The organism is Bradyrhizobium sp. 153 (assembly GCF_023073835.1).
Lineage (GTDB): Bacteria > Pseudomonadota > Alphaproteobacteria > Rhizobiales > Xanthobacteraceae > Bradyrhizobium.
In genome coordinates, this window is sequence record NZ_JADPKH010000073.1 from 74,457 (window position 1) to 93,365 (window position 18,909).

The 18,909-nt window shown below is 61.5% G+C and carries 15 protein-coding genes and 4 pseudogenes; 3 read left to right on the plus strand and 16 right to left on the minus strand.

Going from position 1 to position 18,909, the window contains the following annotated elements:
- Window positions 1–225 precede the first annotated feature (225 nt).
- The 15 genes and pseudogenes from IVA91_RS16455 to nifD form a co-directional block, all read right to left on the minus strand.
- Window positions 226–1,224, minus strand: coding sequence for a polyprenyl synthetase family protein (locus IVA91_RS16455; protein ID WP_247279071.1), 999 nt, complete (start codon window positions 1,222–1,224; stop codon window positions 226–228).
- Between the two features lie 148 nt (window positions 1,225–1,372).
- A complete protein-coding gene (locus IVA91_RS16460) occupies window positions 1,373–2,716 on the minus strand; it encodes a cytochrome P450 (RefSeq protein ID WP_247459001.1) in 1,344 nt (447 codons plus the stop codon).
- Window positions 2,716–3,132 (minus strand): SDR family oxidoreductase, encoded by a 417-nt coding sequence (locus IVA91_RS16465; protein ID WP_247459002.1) that lies wholly within the window; start codon window positions 3,130–3,132, stop codon window positions 2,716–2,718. Before IVA91_RS16465 ends, IVA91_RS16460 begins: the two co-directional genes overlap by 1 nt.
- Window positions 3,133–3,261: 129 nt before the next feature.
- Window positions 3,262–3,531: an SDR family NAD(P)-dependent oxidoreductase gene (locus IVA91_RS16470; protein ID WP_247459003.1), complete on the minus strand. Its 270-nt coding sequence runs from the start codon at window positions 3,529–3,531 to the stop codon at window positions 3,262–3,264.
- A complete protein-coding gene (locus tag IVA91_RS16475) occupies window positions 3,518–3,826 on the minus strand; it encodes a ferredoxin (protein WP_247279043.1) in 309 nt (102 codons plus the stop codon). The genes IVA91_RS16470 and IVA91_RS16475 overlap by 14 nt, the downstream gene beginning before the upstream one ends.
- A gap of 1 nt (window position 3,827) precedes the next feature.
- Complete coding sequence (locus IVA91_RS16480) at window positions 3,828–5,117, minus strand: cytochrome P450 (protein ID WP_247279042.1); 1,290 nt, start codon at window positions 5,115–5,117, stop codon at window positions 3,828–3,830.
- A 94-nt stretch (window positions 5,118–5,211) separates the two neighbouring features.
- Window positions 5,212–5,379, minus strand: a pseudogene (locus IVA91_RS16485) (cytochrome); the annotation flags it as partial.
- A 1,108-nt stretch (window positions 5,380–6,487) separates the two neighbouring features.
- On the minus strand, window positions 6,488–6,772 hold the full coding sequence (gene fdxB, locus IVA91_RS16490) for a ferredoxin III, nif-specific (RefSeq protein ID WP_247279041.1): 285 nt from the start codon (window positions 6,770–6,772) through the stop codon (window positions 6,488–6,490).
- A gap of 13 nt (window positions 6,773–6,785) precedes the next feature.
- Window positions 6,786–6,986: a CCE_0567 family metalloprotein gene (locus IVA91_RS16495; RefSeq protein ID WP_247437403.1), complete on the minus strand. Its 201-nt coding sequence runs from the start codon at window positions 6,984–6,986 to the stop codon at window positions 6,786–6,788.
- A gap of 7 nt (window positions 6,987–6,993) precedes the next feature.
- A complete protein-coding gene (locus IVA91_RS16500) occupies window positions 6,994–7,464 on the minus strand; it encodes a NifX-associated nitrogen fixation protein (RefSeq protein ID WP_247459004.1) in 471 nt (156 codons plus the stop codon).
- A 10-nt stretch (window positions 7,465–7,474) separates the two neighbouring features.
- On the minus strand, window positions 7,475–7,870 hold the full coding sequence (gene nifX, locus IVA91_RS16505) for a nitrogen fixation protein NifX (protein ID WP_247459005.1): 396 nt from the start codon (window positions 7,868–7,870) through the stop codon (window positions 7,475–7,477).
- Window positions 7,871–7,892: 22 nt separating this feature from the next.
- Window positions 7,893–9,275 carry a nitrogenase iron-molybdenum cofactor biosynthesis protein NifN gene (gene nifN, locus IVA91_RS16510; RefSeq protein WP_247459006.1) on the minus strand — a complete coding sequence of 461 codons (1,383 nt, stop codon included), beginning with the start codon at window positions 9,273–9,275 and terminating at the stop codon, window positions 7,893–7,895.
- Between the two features lie 9 nt (window positions 9,276–9,284).
- Entirely contained in the window at window positions 9,285–10,928 is a 1,644-nt protein-coding gene (gene nifE, locus IVA91_RS16515) for a nitrogenase iron-molybdenum cofactor biosynthesis protein NifE (RefSeq protein ID WP_247459022.1), read from the minus strand.
- Window positions 10,929–11,047: 119 nt separating this feature from the next.
- On the minus strand, window positions 11,048–12,607 hold the full coding sequence (gene nifK / locus IVA91_RS16520) for a nitrogenase molybdenum-iron protein subunit beta (protein ID WP_247279069.1): 1,560 nt from the start codon (window positions 12,605–12,607) through the stop codon (window positions 11,048–11,050).
- 80 nt (window positions 12,608–12,687) lie between these two features.
- Window positions 12,688–14,190 carry a nitrogenase molybdenum-iron protein alpha chain gene (nifD, locus tag IVA91_RS16525; protein WP_247279036.1) on the minus strand — a complete coding sequence of 501 codons (1,503 nt, stop codon included), beginning with the start codon at window positions 14,188–14,190 and terminating at the stop codon, window positions 12,688–12,690.
- 717 nt (window positions 14,191–14,907) lie between these two features.
- On the opposite strand from nifD, the pseudogene IVA91_RS16530 reads away from it, so the two are divergent.
- The 3 pseudogenes from IVA91_RS16530 to IVA91_RS16540 form a co-directional block, all read left to right on the plus strand.
- Window positions 14,908–15,407: pseudogene (locus tag IVA91_RS16530) on the plus strand (transposase); the annotation flags it as partial.
- Between the two features lie 65 nt (window positions 15,408–15,472).
- Window positions 15,473–16,494, plus strand: a pseudogene (locus IVA91_RS16535) (IS110 family transposase).
- A gap of 192 nt (window positions 16,495–16,686) precedes the next feature.
- Window positions 16,687–17,120 (plus strand): annotated as a pseudogene (locus IVA91_RS16540) (DDE-type integrase/transposase/recombinase); the annotation flags it as partial.
- Window positions 17,121–17,528: 408 nt separating this feature from the next.
- Here IVA91_RS16540 and IVA91_RS16545 read toward each other — a convergent pair.
- Window positions 17,529–17,822 (minus strand): hypothetical protein, encoded by a 294-nt coding sequence (locus IVA91_RS16545; RefSeq protein WP_247419168.1) that lies wholly within the window; start codon window positions 17,820–17,822, stop codon window positions 17,529–17,531.
- Window positions 17,823–18,909: the final 1,087 nt, after the last annotated feature.

Here is an 18,909-nt window from a genome sequence, read left to right on the forward strand (position 1 = left end):
GCCCGTCGCGGCCCGGCGCATGGGCGGTGCCGGACGGTCGCCCTGCTCCGGCGCGGCGACGCGCCGATGCTGGCGCCGGTCCGCCGCATAGGCTTGCGCGCAGCGCGCCGCGGCCGTGCTGGGCAACCGCTGCGATCGGCGCCGCGGACTCGGACACAGTGCAGCATGCACCGCTGCCGCCGGGCGATCGCAGCGGCAGGGGCGACTCCATGCGGACGGGCGCGCTCATGCGCATGGCGCGTGCTTGAACAGATACGCGTTGGCCCGCTGCAGCATCTGCGCCAACCGTTCCGCACGAGGGCCCAGCGGAGCGATGGCCTCCCCGGCGTCGCGCAACAAATCCAGCGCGAACTGGCGCGCTGCCTGCAGCCCCATGATCGACGCGCAGGTCGGCTTCTGCGCCGCCGCGTCCTTGCCGGGGGTCTTGCCCAGCGTCGCGGTATCAGCTGTCGCGTCGAGAATGTCGTCGACCACCTGCAACGCCAGGCCGAAACAGGCGGTGTAGCGATCGAGCGCACAGTACAGCGCAGCGTGCGCGGCATCCTCCGCGATCGCGCATAGCGCGCCCATGCGAACGGACGCGCGCACTAGCGCTCCGCTCTTCATCCGGTGCATCGCCACGATCCTGTCCAGCTCGACGTGCTTTCCGACCAGCGACAGATCCATGGCCTGCCCGCCTGCGGCACCCTCGGCGGACACCGCCTGCGCCAGTTCGCGCACGAGCGCGATACGGTTGTCGCCCGGCGCATCCAGGCTCGCCAGGGTCAGGAAGGCGTGCGCCTGCAGCGCATCGCCGACCAGGATCGCAGTGGCTTCGCCGAACTTGACGTGCACGGTCGGGAGGCCGCGGCGAAGCACGTCGTCGTCCATCGCGGGCAGGTCGTCGTGGACCAGGGTACAGGCATGCATCATCTCGAGGGCGGCGCCGACGTTGTCGAGCATGTGCGCCGGCGTGTCAGCCAGTGCGCCGGCAGCCAGACAGAGCAAGGCGCGGGTGCGCTTGCCGCCATTCAAGGTGGCGTAGCGCATCGCCGCCATCAGCTCGGTCTCACCGTTGTCTTCGGCGCAGAGAAGACGCGCCAGCGTCTGTTCGACCCGCTTTGCGCCGTCCTGCATCCAGATCTCCGGCAGCAGCCTGCCGGACGCGCCGCGCACCTGCGCGCCCAATCCGCCGAGCGCGGAAACGCCAGTTCGGTCGTCCTGTAGCGTAGAACCGGTCTGCATGTTGTTCATGTCCTTGTACCTGACACGGCCACGGCGAGCGCCGAGCCGCCGCGGTGTTGCCGGCGTCGCACCGAGCGCACGCGCCGAGTGCAGCAATGCCGCGCGTCGCCGGCGCCGCTGCCTCGCCACACGGGGATGCGATGCCAGCTCATGAGAATTCGATGCGGATTGTCATGGACGGATGTGCGGTCGGGTAATAGCGCCGGCCTTTTTCGACGCCGCTCAGCAACCGCGGCCGCACCCCGGCCTTGTGCATGGTCAGCGCCAAGGCGATGCAGAACTGCACCAGTTCCAGCCATACCAAGTGGTAGCCGATGCAGACGTGTGGGCCGGTACCGAACTGCAGCATGTCCACCGGCTGGATCGGCTCCGTGCGTTGCAGCCACCGCGCCAGGCGGAACTGATCAGGCGCCTCGTGCAGCAGCGCCGAGGTCGAGAAATGGAGCAGCGGGATGCACAGATGGGTGCCCGCGGGAATGCGCCGTTGGCCGAGTTGCAATTCCTGCAGCGCGCGACGCGGCAGGAGCGTGGCCGTCGGATGCACGCGCAGCGTCTCGCGGAACAGCGCCTCGGCGACCGGACACTGCGCCAGGTCCGCGTGCCGGGTCGGCACCGCGCCCACGCGTTGCGCCTCCTCGACCAGGGCGTCCCACAGCACAGGCTGCCGCGCCAGCTCGATCACCATCCAGGCCATCGTCGAGGCAGTGGTGTCGTGACCCGCAAGCAGCAGCAAGCGGATATTGGCGACCAGGACGTCATCGGAGAGCGCATCTTCGCTGCGATCGAAAGCGCTCACCATCTCGTTGATCAACCCCGTGCGCGCGGCATGCGCGCGCACGTCGCGGACGAACTGGCGCAACTGCGCGTCGATCCAGTCGCGGGCGGCGCGGCCGCGCCGCAAGGGCAGTCCGGGCAGGTCGACTGGGGGCGCGACGATCAACTGCACCACTTGCCGGTACTTGCGATGCCATCCCGGCAGGTCCTGCGCGGGGATTCCCATGAGGCTGAAGATGAGCTTGAGCATCAGGTCGCCGGTTTCGCGCAGGATGGTTACGTCGCCGCGGTCGCGCCACGCCTGCACCCGTGCCCGGATGACGGGCACGAACAGGTCGCCGATGCCGGCCTGGGTCAGCCCCTTGGGCAGGAACGCCGCCTTGATCGCATCGCGCGCCTGCCGGTGCGCGCCGCCGTCCTGGGTAACCAACGTTCCGCCAAGCAATTCGGGCGCGATCTCTTCGATCAGCGCCGAGGACACGTCCTTGTGCCGGAGCAGTGCGAACGCATCCGGATCCACGCAGGTCATCAGGTGTCCGGCAGGGCCGAAATCCAGCCAGAAGTGGCTGCCCAGCGTCCGTTCCGCGCGCCGCAGCAGGCGCGGCAGGTCGCAGACGATGGCGGGAAGATGCCCGACCAGGGGGAAAGCGCCGGGCACGACCGGGATGTCCTGCCGCAGCCGGTGCCGACGGTCCAGCGGGTTGAGCAGCATGTCCATCAGCAGCGCGGCGCCGCGGCCGCTTCGGCGGTGTGCCGGCAGGCCGCGCGGCGCGGCTGTTGCCACCGTCGGCGTACGTCGGCACATGCGCCAGCATGCCGCCGTCGATGCACACGACCTGGCCGGTGATGAACGCAGCATCGTCGTAGAGCAGGAATGCCATCAGCGCGGCCACGTCCCTCGGGGCAGCCGACGCGCGGCAGGAGCTGGTGCCGGCGCAGATGCCGTTGCATGCACTCGTGCAGCTTGGCGAGGAGACGCTCCGTCATGACGAGACCCGGCGCAATCGCGTTGCAGCGGATCTGCGCATGACCGTACTGGGTAGCGAGCGAGGCCGACAGCATTTTCATCGCCGCCTTCGACGCGGCGCAGGACGTCTGCGCGGTGTCACCGCTGAGCCCCTGGCACGACGACATGTTGACGATCGCACCACCGCCGCGGGCATATGGCCTGCCGGCAGCAGAGCAGCATGGCGCGCAGATTGGTCGCCATGTTCTGATCCCAGACCGCCAGGTCCAGGTCGAGGATCGCACGGTGGCGCGGGGTCAGATGCATGTCGCTCCACCAGCAGGTCGACCCCAGCGAAGTGCCGCTCCGCAGTCTCGAGCAGCGCTGCGCGCATCGGCGATGTCCATGGCCAGGGCCAGCGCGTGGCCCGCTTCGGCCGCGACCTGCGCGGTGCAGGCGATGGCCGCCGAGCCATCAATGTCGGCCACTACCACTCTGCCGCCCTCGCGTGCGATGGCGAGGGCGCATGCCTTGCCAACGGCGCCGGCGCCGGTCACCACGGCCACCTTGCCTTCAAACCGTGCCATCGTGTCCTCCTGGATTGCGTTGGTCTTTCGCGGCATGCCGCTCGGCCCCCGCAGGAGAAGGCGCAGGGCCGACGCTGGCGCGCTCGTCATCACCAGCGTCGCTTTCGATGACCCGAATGGCGGCGACCGGGCACTGGCTGGCCGCGAGTCGCATGGCGGCGTGCAGCGCCTGCGGGACCGTCGCCACGCACACTTCGGCCACGCCGTCGGGTTCGCGTTGGCGAAAGGTGCCCGGCAGCGTCAGCACGCACTGCCCGCTGGTTGCGCACATATCCTGGTCGACCAAGATGCGCATCTCAGCCCCCCTGCGCATGCAGCCGCACCGGCAGCGCGCGGAACGTCCTAAGGAACTCGGAGGTCTCCCGCGTCGGCGGCTCGGCCAATGCCAGCGTGGGGAAGCGCGCCTGGATCCGCGGCAGGCTCTCGGCCAACTGCACCCTGGCCAGTTGCGCACCGAGGCAAAAGCGGATGCCGTGGCCGAAGCTCAGCATGATCTTCCCGTCGGTCGACATGCCAGGACTGGTGCCGTAGAACCGCGCGGGATCAAAGCGGTCGGGATCGGCGAAGGCGTCCGGGTCGCGATTGCCGGCCGCGATCAGCACGCGCACGTCCGCGTTCTTCGGGATCACCACGCCGCCCAATTCGATGTCGCGCTGGGCGATACGCAGAGTGGCGCTGAACATGACGGGCGAGTCGCGGCGCAGGACTTCTTCGACGAATGCCTTCACCCCCACGGCGTCTCCCTGAAGCCAGTGCCGCTGTTCGGGATACGCCAGCATCGCCAGGACCGCATGGTCGATGGTCGCAGCAGTGGTTGCGAAGCCGCCCAGCAGCATGCCCCAAAGCATGCTGATCAATTCCGCATCCGACAGCGTGTCGGCATCGTCGTCGTGTGCGCCGACCAGCATCGACACGATGTCGTGGCGGGGATCGGTGCGCTTGCGCTGTATGAGGTCGCCGAAGTAGGCCTGCACCCTGGCGCTGGCCGCGTCCGCCGTGGCGAGCTGGGCGTCGCTGGCGTGCGGGCCCAGGCCTTTCAGAATGGGGTCAATGACGGCGGCGAGCCCGAACATGTCGTCCTGGGGCATGCCGAACAGTTCGGCCAAGACCAGCATGGGCAAGGCCAGCGCGAATTCCCGATGCAGGTCCACCGCCTCCCCGCGCTCCAGCGCGGGCGCCATGCCGTCCAGGCGCGCTGCGACGATGCGCGCGATGCTCGGCCGCAGGTTGTCGATCTGGCGCATGGTGAAATCGGGCGAGATCAGCCGGCGCAGACGCGTATGCGTCGGCTGGTCCTTCATCGCTAGTGTAGACGCCAGCAGATTGAGTGATAGGCTGGTCGCCGCACGCGGGAAGTGGCGCGCCAGTTCGCCCGGCGCCGGTGCCCGAAACGCATCGCCCGTGGCCGTGAGCGCCCAATAGATGTCGGCGTGGCGGCTCAACAGAAAGAGGCCCGACGCCGCGCGATGCACCGGATCGTGCTCGCGCAACCAGTGCATAAACGGATACGGGTCGTGGATGCGCGCTGGCGACGCCAGTTCGGCGAAGGCGTCCCGGCATGCTGCCGTGGTTTCTTGCACGTCCATCTTGGTTACCTGTTGGCTGGCTGATCTGATCGGCGCGCGCCAGGCGCGCCGGCAAATTGCGGAGAACATCGCGATTCCCGGCGGCGTCCGAGCATCACCAGAGCACCGGGAACCCCTCGAACCCGCCAGTGATGATCTCCTTGCGCAACTTCGCTCCTTCGGGCGCCACGGCCAGGCGCAGCGCGGGAAAGCGCGGGAAGATCGAACCGAACACCACCTTGAGTTCAAGCCTGGCCAGCGCCACGACGATGCAGTAGTGCGGGCGGCGAGCCTGTTTGTTAGGGGGCGATTTCGCCGAGGCCCCCTTCCCATAGAATGCTATCTGATGCGGATTTGCCATTTTGCTTTTCTTTCTTCGTTCCATCGATCGCGGTGTCATCCACGAAATGAAGGTCGGTCGGCGGCTCCCAGCTCGCAACGAAGGGTTTCAAAACTCGTGCCAATTTGGCCGACCCAGCAGAAGAAAAGATTGTGATTGCTTTTCAGCGGATTAGCCTGAGGCCAGACAAGAGCTCGGCGAAATAGGCCGGTGTCGCGGACCAACAAAGGCGACAGGACAGTGTCGGATAGTCATCAGACGTCAGACCGGCGACACCTTCTTTATCAGTTCTCCTGAATGACGATTCCAGTTGCTTAGTATATCCGGCCTCTCGCCGCTGTTGCAGCCAAGCCATGATGAGATCCACGCACGCCGTTCCCAATAAATGGTTGGGGCACGAAGCCCGCTTTTTGCACAGGGTTTACGGTATGCTGATCCACTGTTTCGTCATCACTATTCGCGAGCCTTGCGATCGAGCTAGAAGCGTCAGGTAAACGCGGGATCTCTGCGTTCGTTGCCAGAACAGCATCTGTTCGAAGCGCTAACAAAGACAGTGCTCCAGATCGACTTCACGTCGGTCGTCATGAACGGGATGCTAGAATTCTAGCTCTTCGCGGGAGCGCTCCACGTCGATCTCGCAACATTGGTAAGCCGCGCCGTACCCGCAATCGTGCTTGCCACTTCGCCACCATCACGTCGACGTTTATCGTTGGCTTTCTATTCTGGCAGGCCGCTGGTCTCCTTGGTCAGTCGCTGCCGCTGTCCTGGGCGCTGGTGTTTGGCGCGCTCATCGGCCTGACCGATGCGGTGGCGGTCATACGCTCAAAATGTAAAGGCACCTGAAAGGTCGAGATGCAGGGCGAGTCACTCTTCAACGACGGTGTCGGCGTTGTCGTTTTCACGATCCTGCCGGCCTTCGCCGCGGGGGCCCATGCGAGGTCGCGGCCGATTCGGAAACTGCCGGCTTCACGCCAGAACAGGTAGGATCTGGGCGTTCCCTACCAGCTACTATCTGACAACTGGCTCGTCGATCTCGTCGGAGAAAGCTAAGTCAACCAGGTGGTGTGTGGGTCTGACAGTTTGTTGGGCACACCCGGGCGCAGGCGCTGCAGCCGATGCAAGCGCCTTCGTCCTTCAGCACCATGACCTTCTTTTCGAGCTCATCGTCGTCCTCGTCGAGATCGATGATCTCGCCACCCTCACTTAGCCCCTTCAGCGTCATGACCTCACGGCCGCAGATCTTGTAGCAGCGGCCGCAGCCGATGCACTTCTTGGGATCGATAGCAACCAGGTAGTCCGGCCTCCAATTGCGACCGTCGCGGGTCCTGAATGACATGGCTAACCGTCCGTTATGTTTTGTCCAGCGCCTGGAGATATTGGCGTTTGCTTTCGAGCTCGCTGAAGGCAGCGTGGGCCTTCTGGGCCACGCTCAGGATCGACGACCAGTTGACCGGCAGCTCCTCGGAGAGGTCGTGGAGGTCCATCTTGGCCTGAGTCGCCTTGGCCGACAGCTTCTTTATTTCCGCTTTCAGAATTTCGATGTCGCTCACACTTGCCTCAACAACTCGCCACTTCCGGGAACTTACGGATCATCTGAACGCCACTGTTGACGAATTTGTCGCCTTGATTGGCGAGATCAGAGAGATGGTCGAAACCAAAGCGATGCACGTCGCGCAGGTGCTTGCTCACGACAACGAGCCGGCCGCCGATCAGCACGATCCGACCGAACCCTTCGTGATGCATCTTCAGCATTGGCGAGATCATCACACCGGTCGCCTTCTCGATCGAGAGCGCAACGGCGTCGAAGAACAGCTCCAGCCGCCATGTCGTGTCCGGGTCGGGATTGCCGACGATCGGCAGCGCACGGCGCTTGCGCTTGTCGAGAACGTAGGGTTCGAGCAGCTCGAGATCCGTTTTGCCCTCCCAGGCGCCGTGGGTGTCCTGGGCGCGCCAGATCTTGATGAGCTCTTTCAGAAATGGCCCCTCCGCCGCGGCGGCGGCTGGAGTGACTTCAGACGGATCGGCCATCTTTGTTCCTTCAGGCTTCGAAATCCACCGTACGTTCACGGCTTTTGGTGAGCAGCTTCCGCAGCCAGGGCGGCGGCGACCCCTTCAGCACGGTTTCGAGTTTGACGCAAAGATCGTGGATGGGCTCTGGCTGCAGCACCTTCATGGGATGGATGTTCCTGGCGACGACTCGCGCAGCACCCGAGCCGCCAATCGCCGCAACATAGAGGATTGCGCACTCCCTGATCGCCTCGATCTTCGGCGCGAGCTTATCCTCATTGCCGTCTTCGGTGAGGTCACCGTCGAACTGGATCGCCCCAATAAACCGATGCCCGTCCGGGTCGACCTCGTAGATCGCGATGTTCTTGGCCCAGCCGAAGTGGGCATCGACGTGCTTCAAGTCCTGAGTGGCGAATGCAACTTTCATCCGGGTTGTTTTCTCTACCTGCTCAATGCAACTGGGGCGGATTGGCCTGCGGCCCGCCGCAGGTTGATCGCCAGGTGTCGGGCGTCGGCCCATGGTTGGCTTCGCGGTCGGTGATGATCAGATTGGCGATGTCAAAGATCAGATCGCGCGTGCCGCGATAGCCAGCGATCGTGAGGTGCGCAGCGCCAACGCGATCGAACATCGGAAAGCCGACCCGGAAGAACGGGACATTGAGTCGCGAAGCGGCCTGGCGGCCATGTGAATGCGACATCAAGAGGTCGCAGTCACGCGACCTGGCAAGCTCTTCAAGATCCTCCAGATCGCCGATCAGGACGTCCTCGGTCCTGACCCGCTGGAGCACCGGTGAGTTCGTCGTCGTCACCGCAGCACTTACCTGTGCGCCCATTTCGTGGAGCAAGCTGGAGAGATCGAATAACAAGTCCGGCTCGGCGCCGATCGCGAGCTTGCGGCCGCCGATATGGAAATGTGCATCCAGCATGGCGTCTGCCAGCTGTCCACGCTGCCGGCGATATTTCCAGGGCACCGACCGGCCGCTGATCTGGCTCAGGAAGGCGATGAATTCGTCATTTGGGACAAGGCCACAGAGCCGCTCGAACAGGCGGAACGGCGTGCCTGTCCGCACCTGCATGGCCTCGGCCGCACGGCGCATTTGTGCTCCGATCGCGATCGTCCAGGCCACCTGCCCCATGGTCGCAATCTCGTCCACTCCAATGCCCCCGATCGTGGTGGGCGTGAATTCGTCGGGGATGTGACCGTCCAGCGAACCGGCAACGTCCGGCAGGAACGAGGGCTTGAGCCCAAAATCCTCAAAAATCGTGCGAAGCTCGTCGAGATCGCCGGGCGTGAGGTGACAACCAGGTAGTACGTTGACGCGGGAGATATCGCGCGGTCTCGCTGTGTCGACCGGAGCCACAAGCACCTCGATCATCCGCGCCACTGTCTTGCCCCAGCCATCCTGAAAGGCATCCTTGAAATCCGGGGTCGAGACGTAGACAAGGGGGAGCTTTTCGAGCTTCGGATGCTTCTGTCGGATCAACCGGATGAAGGCTTCGACGTCATCGCCGTTGGTCTCGGTGACGCCAGTCGAATTGATGCCAATGATCTCGGGCTCGACCCGATTGTAGATGTTGAGGATCGCCTGTTCGAGATTCTCGTGGCCACCGAGCACGGTGGCAACCTCGCTCATGGCGGTCGTCTGCATCGGCACGGCTTCATTGAAATGGCGCACGAACAGCGTCAGCCCGAAGGAGGTGCAACCTTGCGGGCCGTGCAAAAGCGGCATCGCGCCGCGCAGGCCCAGGAAGGCAAATGAGCCGCCGATCGGCTGGCTCATTTTGAGCGGATTGACCGAACAGGCTTTCTTCGAGGTCGTGACGATCGCCATGTCGTTCCCCTACTCCGCCGCCTGCAGTGCCGGGGGCTGCAGATCGGAACGAATGTCCTTACAAGCAACGCACCGTGCGGTGGAATTGGTGCACGGCCTGGCGGGCTTGGCGAGATTCGGGCCATGCGCCTCAATCGCGCTCTCACCACCGCCGGCCTCACCTTCATTGGAGGAACTTATCGTATTGACGCCGTTCTTGCTCGCGTCCCGAACTGGATCAGCGGCTTGCGCATACATCTGCGCAACTGTCCTTGCCTGACGCTTCCGGTCGAACTCATCCCATGGCGCGGGTTGGCGGAGCTGATCCCATATCGGATTGTAGAGCGCTTTCTCGATCTCCTCCATGAGATTGACAATCCCGATATACCCCATGTAGGCGTGGCAGCGCTCCTGGTTGATATCGAGCCACGGCATCGCCGCCTTTAGTGCGACGAATTGCGACTTGCCGCCGGAGAGCATGATGTCGGCTTTTGCGTCCTTCAGCATCTTGTAGATCTCGCGAGGCGACATGTCCTCGATCATGTGGGCGTCCTGGCCCATTAATTCCTTGATACGTTCCTTGTCCTTCTTGGTCGATTTCTTCACGGACGTGCCGACGATCTCGAGCCCGGCCTCTTGCAAAGCGGCCACCATCGACCAGGATTTCACGCCACCGGTGATGAGAACAACCCTCTTGGCGGCAAAGCGTGGTTTGAAACGTTCAATCGCAGCCCAGGCTTTGGTCTCTTCGCGTGCGATCAGGGCTTGCGTGCGCTCCATCAGCTCAGCCGGCGCGCCGCGTTCGATCAGCATGCGCGCGATCTGGCGCAGTGAATCGCTGGAATCCTCAATACCGTAGAACGAGCCTTCAAAAAACGGGATGCCGTAGCGCTGCCTCATCTTGCGTGCGACGTTTATCATTGCCTTTGAGCAGACCATCATCGCGGCTTTGGCTCGGTGCGAATAAGCGACCTCGCGATACTTGCCGTCCCCCGAGATGCACGACAGGACCCGGATTCCGAGCTCATCGAGCAGCGGCTTGATCTGCCAGAGTTCGCCGGACAGGTTGTATTCGCCGATGATGTTGATGTCATACGCAGTGGTGTAATCGGGCTCTCCGGTACCGATGACGTGCTCCAGCAGTGCTTCGCCCGCGAGCTTGTTGCCAAGGTTCTTCGACCCCACAAATCCCGGTGCATTGATGGGAATGACCGGTTTGCCAAATTTGGCGGAGGCCGCCTTGCAGACCATATCGATGTCGTCACCGATCATTGCGGGCACGCATGTCTGGTAGACGAAGATGGCCTGCGGGTCGTATTTCTCTGTGATCTCCTTGACTGCCCTGTACAACCGCTTCTCGCCGCCGAACACGATGTCGGTCTCGCTCATATCTGTGGTGAAGCTTCTGCGCCACAGATCGGAGCCGGAGGAGGCGGAACCGCGATTGTCCCAGGAATTGCCCTCACAGGCGATTGGACCATGCACAAGATGGGCAACATCGGTGAAGGGCTGCAGTGCGACTTTGGCGCCATCGAAGGCACACCCACCGGCGACGCCGCCCGGCTTCAGCTGCTTGGTGCATCCATTCTTGCGCTCGACGTTCGACTTGCTCGCGTTCCTGGCGCAGCCCGGTTCGTTAAAGACGTCCTGTATGGTCGTGGGAAGCGAAGTCATGGCGTCTCTTTCGGGGATGTCAAGACATTCGCACAGACCAAGAGGATGGTCCGGCGGATAACCCGGGATCCCCGCCACAGCGCCGCTGTTCCTGCGGACAATGAGGCGGGGCGCTCGCCTCAACGTATGATGTCGAAGCTGTAGTCTGTCTTGCCAACTGAGCTGGTTTTTCGATCGATCTCATCAAAGATCTTGTCGAGAATCTTGACCAGCACATTCATGCTACCCTGATAGCCCCACACTGGATAACGATGGTGATGATGGCGATCGAAGATGGGAAACCCGATGCGGATTAGCGGCGTTCCAGTGTCACGCTCGAGATACTTGCCATAGGTGTTACCGATCAGGAAATCGACTGGTTCTGTGAACAGGAGCGAACGCATGTGCCAGAGATCCTTGCCCGGGAAGGCGCGGCAGTTTTTACCGAACGGCGAGCTCGCGAACAGCGCCTGCATCTTCTGCTCCCAGGCCTTACTTCCGTTGGTCGAGAGCACGTGCGTCGGCTCAGCGCCAAGCTCCAGCAAGAATGCGGCCAGGCCATAGCAGAGGTCGGGATCGCCGTAGATCGCGAACTTCTTGCCGTGAACATGCGCGCTAGAGTCAGCCATTGCGTCTACCAGACGCCCGCGCTCCCGCTCCAGCGCATTGGGAATTGCCTTGTTGGTGATACGCGACAGCGTCATCAGGAAATCGTCCGTGGCGCTGACACCCAGCGGGTGATTGAAGGCGACGACCTCCTGGTCGTGCCCCTTGATGAAGGGCAACGTCTTCTCCGTACAATATTGCTGCATGGAAATGGTTGCCTTCGCATGGACTGCGTTCGCGGCATCCTTTAGTGTGGTGCCGCCATCATACATGCGGAACTCGCCGTCGGTGGGGGTATCGAACACATCGCTGTTATCCGCGAGGATCGTGTAGCCGATCCCCATCAGCTCGAAGATGCGCTTGATCTCACGGATGTTTCCGACAGTGTAGCCATCGAAGCCACCGATGAAGTTGATCCAGTTGTTCGCTTTGCGCTGGAGTTTAGGCGCCGTGCCGGCTTTGCCATCCCAGAAATGCTCGAGGATGCCCTTGAGCGTGTTGTCGTAGCCCGTAATGTGGCTACCGACGAATGCAGGAGTGTGAGCGAATGGTACGTCGTAGTCCGCGGGGACTGAACCTTTTTCCTTTGATGTTTTGATGAAGGCGTTGAGGTCGTCGCCAATGACTTCCGCCATGCAGGTCGTGGCGACCGCGATCATCTTCGGCTTGTACATGTTGTAGCTGTTGGCAAGCCCGTCGGTCAGGTTGTTGAGCCCCCCGAACACAGCCGCGTCTTCCGTCATGGACGAGGAGACGCACGAGGTCGGCTCCTTGAAGTGCCGCGACAAATGGCTGCGATAATACGCGACGCAACCCTGGGAGCCGTGGACGAACGGCAGTGTGCGCTCGAACCCGAGCGCGGCGAACACCGCACCTAGCGGCTGGCAAGCCTTCGCCGGATTAACAGTTAGCGCCTCGCGGGCGAAGTTCTTCTCGCGGTATTCGGGCGTCTTGGACCATTCTCTGATACGGTCGACTTCGGCGGGATCGTGCGGATTCTCAAATAGCGCCTTCTTATTGGCCAGCATCTGCTGGTATTCGTCTCCCCGGAAAAGCTCAGAGTGGTCGAGGATGTGTTCGGCGTTCTGTGTCATCATGGCACTCTTCAGGTTCTTGTGTTCGTTCTCCTGCCCTTCCCTCCTCTGCGGAAGAAAGGGCCCGAGCGTCGGCTTTCCTATTCCGCCGCCATGAGGCTCGGCCGCGGAGCGTCCTTCCATGGTGCGCTGGTCTTCCCCCAGATCGGGGAGTTGATTGCCATGTCCATGTCTCGGGCGAAGATCGCGAAGCCGTCATAACCGTGGTAAGGACCCGAGTAGTCCCAGGAATGCATTTGGCGGAACGGCACGCCCATTTTTTGGAAGACGTATTTTTCCTTGATACCGGAGCCGACGAGGTCGGGCCGGATCTTTTCTACGAAGCGCTCGAATTCGTAGCCGGTGACGTCGTCGTAGATCAGCGTGCCGTCCTTGACGTAGTGCTGGGCGGTGCGCTGATAGTCGTCGTTGTGACCGAACTCATAGCCTGTGCCGACAACATCCATGCCGAGGTCCTCATACGCGCCGATGACGTGGCGAGGACGTAGGCCGCCTACGAACAGCATTACGGTCTTGCCATCGAGCCGCGGCCGGTATTTCGCGGTCACCGCATCGACCAGCGGCTGATATTTCGCGATGACGCGCTCGGCGCCCTCCTTGATCTTATCATCGAAGAAGCTTGCAATTTTGCGCAGCGACTCCGCGATTTTGGAAGGCCCGAAGAAGTTGTACTCGCACCAGGGAATCCCAAATTTTTCCTCCATGTGCCGTGAGATGTAGTTCATCGAGCGATAGCAATGCAATATGTTGAGCTTCGCTTTCGGCGTCGCCTCCAATTCAGCGAGAGATCCATCCCCGGACCACTGGGCGATGACGCGCAGGCCCATTTCTTCGAGCAGGATCCGTGACGACCAGGCGTCGCCGCCGATGTTGTAGTCACCGATGATGGCGACGTCATATGGGGTCGGCTCAAATTTAGAGCTGGCTTCTGGGGCGCTCTTGTCGAAGATCCAATCTCGAACGGCGTCGTTCGCGATGTGATGGCCGAGCGATTGTGACACTCCACGAAAACCCTCGCACCGCACAGGCACGATGGTTTTGCCGCCATATTGCTTTGACTTTTCTCTGGAGACTGCCTCGATATCGTCACCGATCAAACCAATTGGACATTCGGACTGAATGGTAATGCCCCTGTTGAGAGGAAACAGCTCCTGCAGCTCGTCGATGAGTTTGGTGACCTTTTTATCTCCGCCGAACACGATATCCTTTTCCTGGAAATCGGAAGTGAACTGCAGTGTCACGAACGTGTCGATGCCGGTCGTGCCGACGTAGTAGTTGCGCCGCGAGCCCCATGAGTACTGACCACAGCCGACCGGACCGTGGCTAATGTGGATCATGTCCTTGATCGGCCCCCAGACCACGCCCTTGGAGCCCGCGTAGGCGCAGCCGCGGATGGTCATTACGCCCGGAATGGACTTGATATTGGATTTGACGCCACAATCCGACTTTCCCGCCTCGTGAACACTCAGATGCTTGGCGCGCCTTTTGGCGGTCTTCTCTGGGTAGACCTTCAACACCTCATCAATTAGCTGCTTGTTGCGCGCCTTGATCTCTGCGACGCTTTCGGTAGTTGATCGGCTCATACAAATTTCCTTTCCATTGTCGTCTCAAATGAAGAAGCGACGCTTTTCCGGTAGATCGACGGATTTCCGATCCGGCGTTGCGGTGTAAAGCGTGCAAATCTCCCTGGCCGGTCCTACCGAACGCAACTTCGCGGGCTTCCGGATCCAGCGGCCGATCAGGATGTTGCAGCTCATCTCGGCTAAGCGCTTGCGAGCACCATGTGTGACGCTGTTGATTTGTCGACGGAATCGCTGACCAAGACGCGTCTCGGTGATGTCATGCCTGCCCTCCAGCGATTGGTCATATCGGCTTCTTTACTCGCTCGCGTGCCATCAGGGGCGGCCTGCCCGTCTGCATGTCGTGCAAAGGGCTGACAGCCGCCTGTTGCGCAGGGGTCTGCAACGAGTGTGCCAGTGCTGGTTGAATACAAAAACCCACGTCTGTAGAGCTAGATAGCTGATAGGATGCGGATTGTTATAAAACTGACCCTGCGTGGCACCGACAGGCTTACCCGCTAAAGCCCTGTCTGAAACAAAACAATCACTTGCGCTCTCCGCCAGCGAGATGGCTAAAGTCTTCCCCGCGCGCCGACGTCACTCCGGTGCGGCAGCTTTGCTTGGCGCACCCATCGAGCGATCGCAAACACGATCGGTTCGAGAGAGTTCAGCGCACGTGACCTTGCCCCACAGGCTTAATCCAGTGTGAAGTTTGCTCTGGCCCAAGACGAGGACCAGAGCATGAAGCGCAATCGTTTTACGGAAGAGCAGATCATCGGGATCTTGAAGGAGCACGAGGCCGGGGTTTCGGTGGCCGATCTGTGCCGCAAGCACGGTGTCAGCGACGCCAGCATCTACAAATGGAAGGCCAAGTTCGGCGGGATGGACGTCTCCGAGGCCAAGCGGCTGAGAGTGCTGGAGGACGAGAACACGAAGCTGAAGCGGCTCCTGGCCGACGCCATGCTGGACAATGCGGCGCTGAAGGACCTCTTGGGAAAGAAGTGGTGACGCCCGCTGGGAAACGGAAAGCTGTCGCTCATCTGGTGGATGCCCACGGAATGAGCGAACGGCGGGCGTGTAAAGCCATCGGCTGCTGCCGCATGACCATGAGATATCGGACGACCTTGGCTGACGATGCCAGCCTTCGTCAGCGCATGAGGGCGATTGCCCAGGAACGCCGCCGCTTCGGTTACCAGCGGCTGCATGTTCTGCTCAAGCGGGAGGGGTATCTGATCAACCACATGGCCTAATCGCACGCGCGAAGCTGAGGCAGAATGTTCTCCTCAGTGCAAACGAGGAGCATGTGATGACCCTTTATGTTGGTTTGGACGTATCGCAAAAGGAGACGGAAATTTGTGTGATCGACGGCGACGGTCGGCGCACTTGGCGGGGCAAATGCTCCTCGGAGCCGGAGTGCATCGCAATGGCGCTGCGCGAGCACGCTCCAGACGCGGTTCGGGTTGGTATGGAAACCGGGCCGCTGGCGATCTGGCTTTGGCATGGGCTGCGCGCTCTCGACGTTCCAATCGACTGCATCCACGCGCGCCATGTCGCGGCGGCGCTCTCGCTACAAGTTAACAAGACGGATGTGAACGATGCATTTGGGATCGCGCAAGTGGTGCGCTCCGGTTGGTACCGGCCCGTCGCCATCAAGAGCCTGCAGAGCTGTCGTATCCGAGCCCTGCTCTCAGCCAGAAGCGAACTCGTCGCGATTCGTACGACGCTTTACAATCAAATTCGTGGTCTACTGAAGACCTTCGGCGTGGTGCTCGCAGCCGGTAAGGGTGGAACGTTCGAGCGCGCAGTGCTCACGCGATGTCCGGAGGACCCCTTGATCCGAAGCGCCATTGACGCGCTGCTTGAGGCTTGGCGTGTTGCGGGAGAGCGCAGGCAGAGGCTCGATTCGCAGCTTCTACGTCTCGCGCGCACCGATGAGGCCTGCCAGCGCATGATAACGATCCCCGGTGTAGGCGCGATTACTGCATTGACGTTCACGACGGCCGTAGACGATCCTAACGCTTCTCCCGATCCACTGATGTCGGAGCGTTTCTCGGCCTGACACCTCGGCGCTATCAATCCGGCGAGGTCGATATCTCTGGCCGGATATCCAAGTCAGGCGACCGCATGGCGCGAAGCCTTCTGTTCGAGGCGGCCAACGCGCTCATGACGCGCGTGCGCAAAGATAGTGCACTCCGCCGTTGGGGGCAGCAATTGATGGCTCGGATCGGGTCGCGAAAGGCCAAGGTCGCCGTGGCGCGCAAACTCGCCATCATCCTGCACCGTATCTGGCTGGATGGCACGGAGTTCGCAGCTGCGCCGGCTAGCTGAGCCTAGCTAGCTAAGCCAGTATCTCTGTAGATCGTCCTGGAGGACGCTGGCCGGATCATCCCGTAACTTCTTGGGCGGCTTCAGACCGCGGGAATCACATGGGGAGATCCACTGGCGAGGGCCATGATGAGGCGGCACATTCTTCCGACCTCGAAGACGACAAGGTCCGGCACCCAGGGCAATTGACAGCGATTAGACGACAAAAAGCTCTTCCGGCTCTATCGGGAAGAGAAGCTGACGGTGCGCCGCCGTGGTGGCCGCAAGCGGGCGATCGGGACCAGGGCGCCGATCCTGGTTCCGATGACGCCGAACGACCGGTGGTCGCTCGACGTCGTCTCGGACCAGCTGACCGACGGTCGCCGCTTCCGCATCCTGACCGTCGTCGATGATTGTACCCGCGAGTGCCTGGCGCTGGTGGCCGACACCTCGCTCTCCGGCGTCCGCGTGGTGCGGGAGCTGGACCGACTGATGATCGAGCGTAGCACGCCGAAGATGGTGGTCAGCGACAACGGCAGCGAACTCACCAGCAACGTCATTTTCGCATGGGGCCGACCAGAGCCATGTCGCATGGCACTACATCGCGCCTGGCAAGCAAACCCATGCAGAACGCCTTCATCGAGAGCTTCATGTATAGACGGCCCCGCGGATGCGATGGATTTAGACAACATTTTGGAAAACGGTCGGGTGCGTTCATGTATACGGCCTGTTAGTGCGACCGATGCCATGGCCGCTGGCCCTGATGGAGATCGCGGATCGAGGCCTCATCAACGGGTCGCGCTTGCTGCGCTTAAAGCTCTGCCCTCAAATTCGCGTTGAGCGTTCATCGCCCGTCAGTGAAGCTTCGCATATTCTCCGTTTGGCAAATAGGGCCTGTGGATAGCCCACTTTATCTGCTTCGCGGCGCGAAATTGACGCTTTCCAGCCTTTGGCCAACGGCATGGGACAAAACAAACCCCACCGGGTGGACGGCGGGGGTCTGAAGCGAGCATGATGGGTGCGAGATCTACGGAGCGGCTCGGCTGCTCATCGTCGAGTCACTTCCAAAAAAGAGATTCTGGCCAATCTGTGAACTTCAATTCGAAGCTACGTAGGCCAGTAAGTTTGGTGGTGAATTTAAGGGTCTTCCCTGAAAGGGCTGCCAATGAGCCAGATGCGAACTTGAATACTGTCGTGCCGGAAGTTGCGACCGCAATGCCTTGCTCGCCTTCCATGCTAGAGAAGCCGGTCGCCTCGGAGAGTTGCCCAATTGCAACTCCCTCCAGCGCGCGGTGCAATTCCAGGGACGCTAGGTACGTTCCTTTATCAGCAGCCCACTCGCTGACCGACACTGCTGTAATCCCCGCGTCACTCGAGAGACCATCCGCGATCCGGCAGCCATATTGAACCGTGAGAATGACCCGCTCGTTCCGAACTCCGGCCGGCTCCTTATCGGCGGCAGTGATCGTGCACGCGTACCGCCTTGTGTCCGCAACCGCGCTCGCGCTTAGCCCGAGCAGCTCGAGAGCGGAACATAATGCAAAAGCGATAACGGCTCTTCTCATTCGGCTACACCTAGTCTGGAGTATCGTTCGCCTGCTCTGTACAATCTGACGCTACGGCCGATTCAAGCTTCTTGGATCGCTCTGTCGGATGAAAGCTACTCATGGTGACCGCGGTTTCGCAGAAAACGGCGCAATCGGTGTCCCCCCAGCCGTGGTCCTGGATGGGCGGCCCGAACGGTTTCATTATCGACGCTCACGGTGCGCCGCAGGCCAGCACATCGGTGAACCAAGGCCGAGGACCGGCGCATTTCAGTTCGGCGGCGGCCATGATGGGCGCGGCGGTCCGCGGCGACGGAGCCTACGTTTCTGACGCAGGCGCATGCGTTCTATGAGCCGACGCCATTTTGCGCGCCAATGACCCGCGGCAGGTCCCGAATTTTGCTTGACACTGTCAATGTAAAAGGAAACGTGGTCGTTAGGAGCCGTTCAAAGGCAGATTGCCGCTCAAGCAGGCGATCTTCGAGAACCTTACGCTCGAGATCACTTAGCTCGCTTTTAAGCCTTCTTCGACAGCGCCAAATGTCATTCCGCACGTTTCGGATCTCATTCAATCGATCGTCAATTGAAGCCATCACGGACACCATATCTAACTTGAACCAGCCATGGACAACTGGTCAATCACGTCGTTCCCTCGGTAAGACGCCGATGAGATCTCACGACGTGGCCATCTGCGGACATGATGTAAAGATCTCCTACCAACATGTCCCCTTGTACCGAAGTCTTTCACGCAAGAGCACGAAATGACCATTGCTTCTGCAGAAGTTCAGCGATTTTTGCGATCAGCGCGCAGGATTTCAAAAGCTGCCACCCGGCCGTGAGGGGGTCGAAATGGTTCTTATCCCAACCCACACGCGGCCCGATCAGGCGTCAGGCC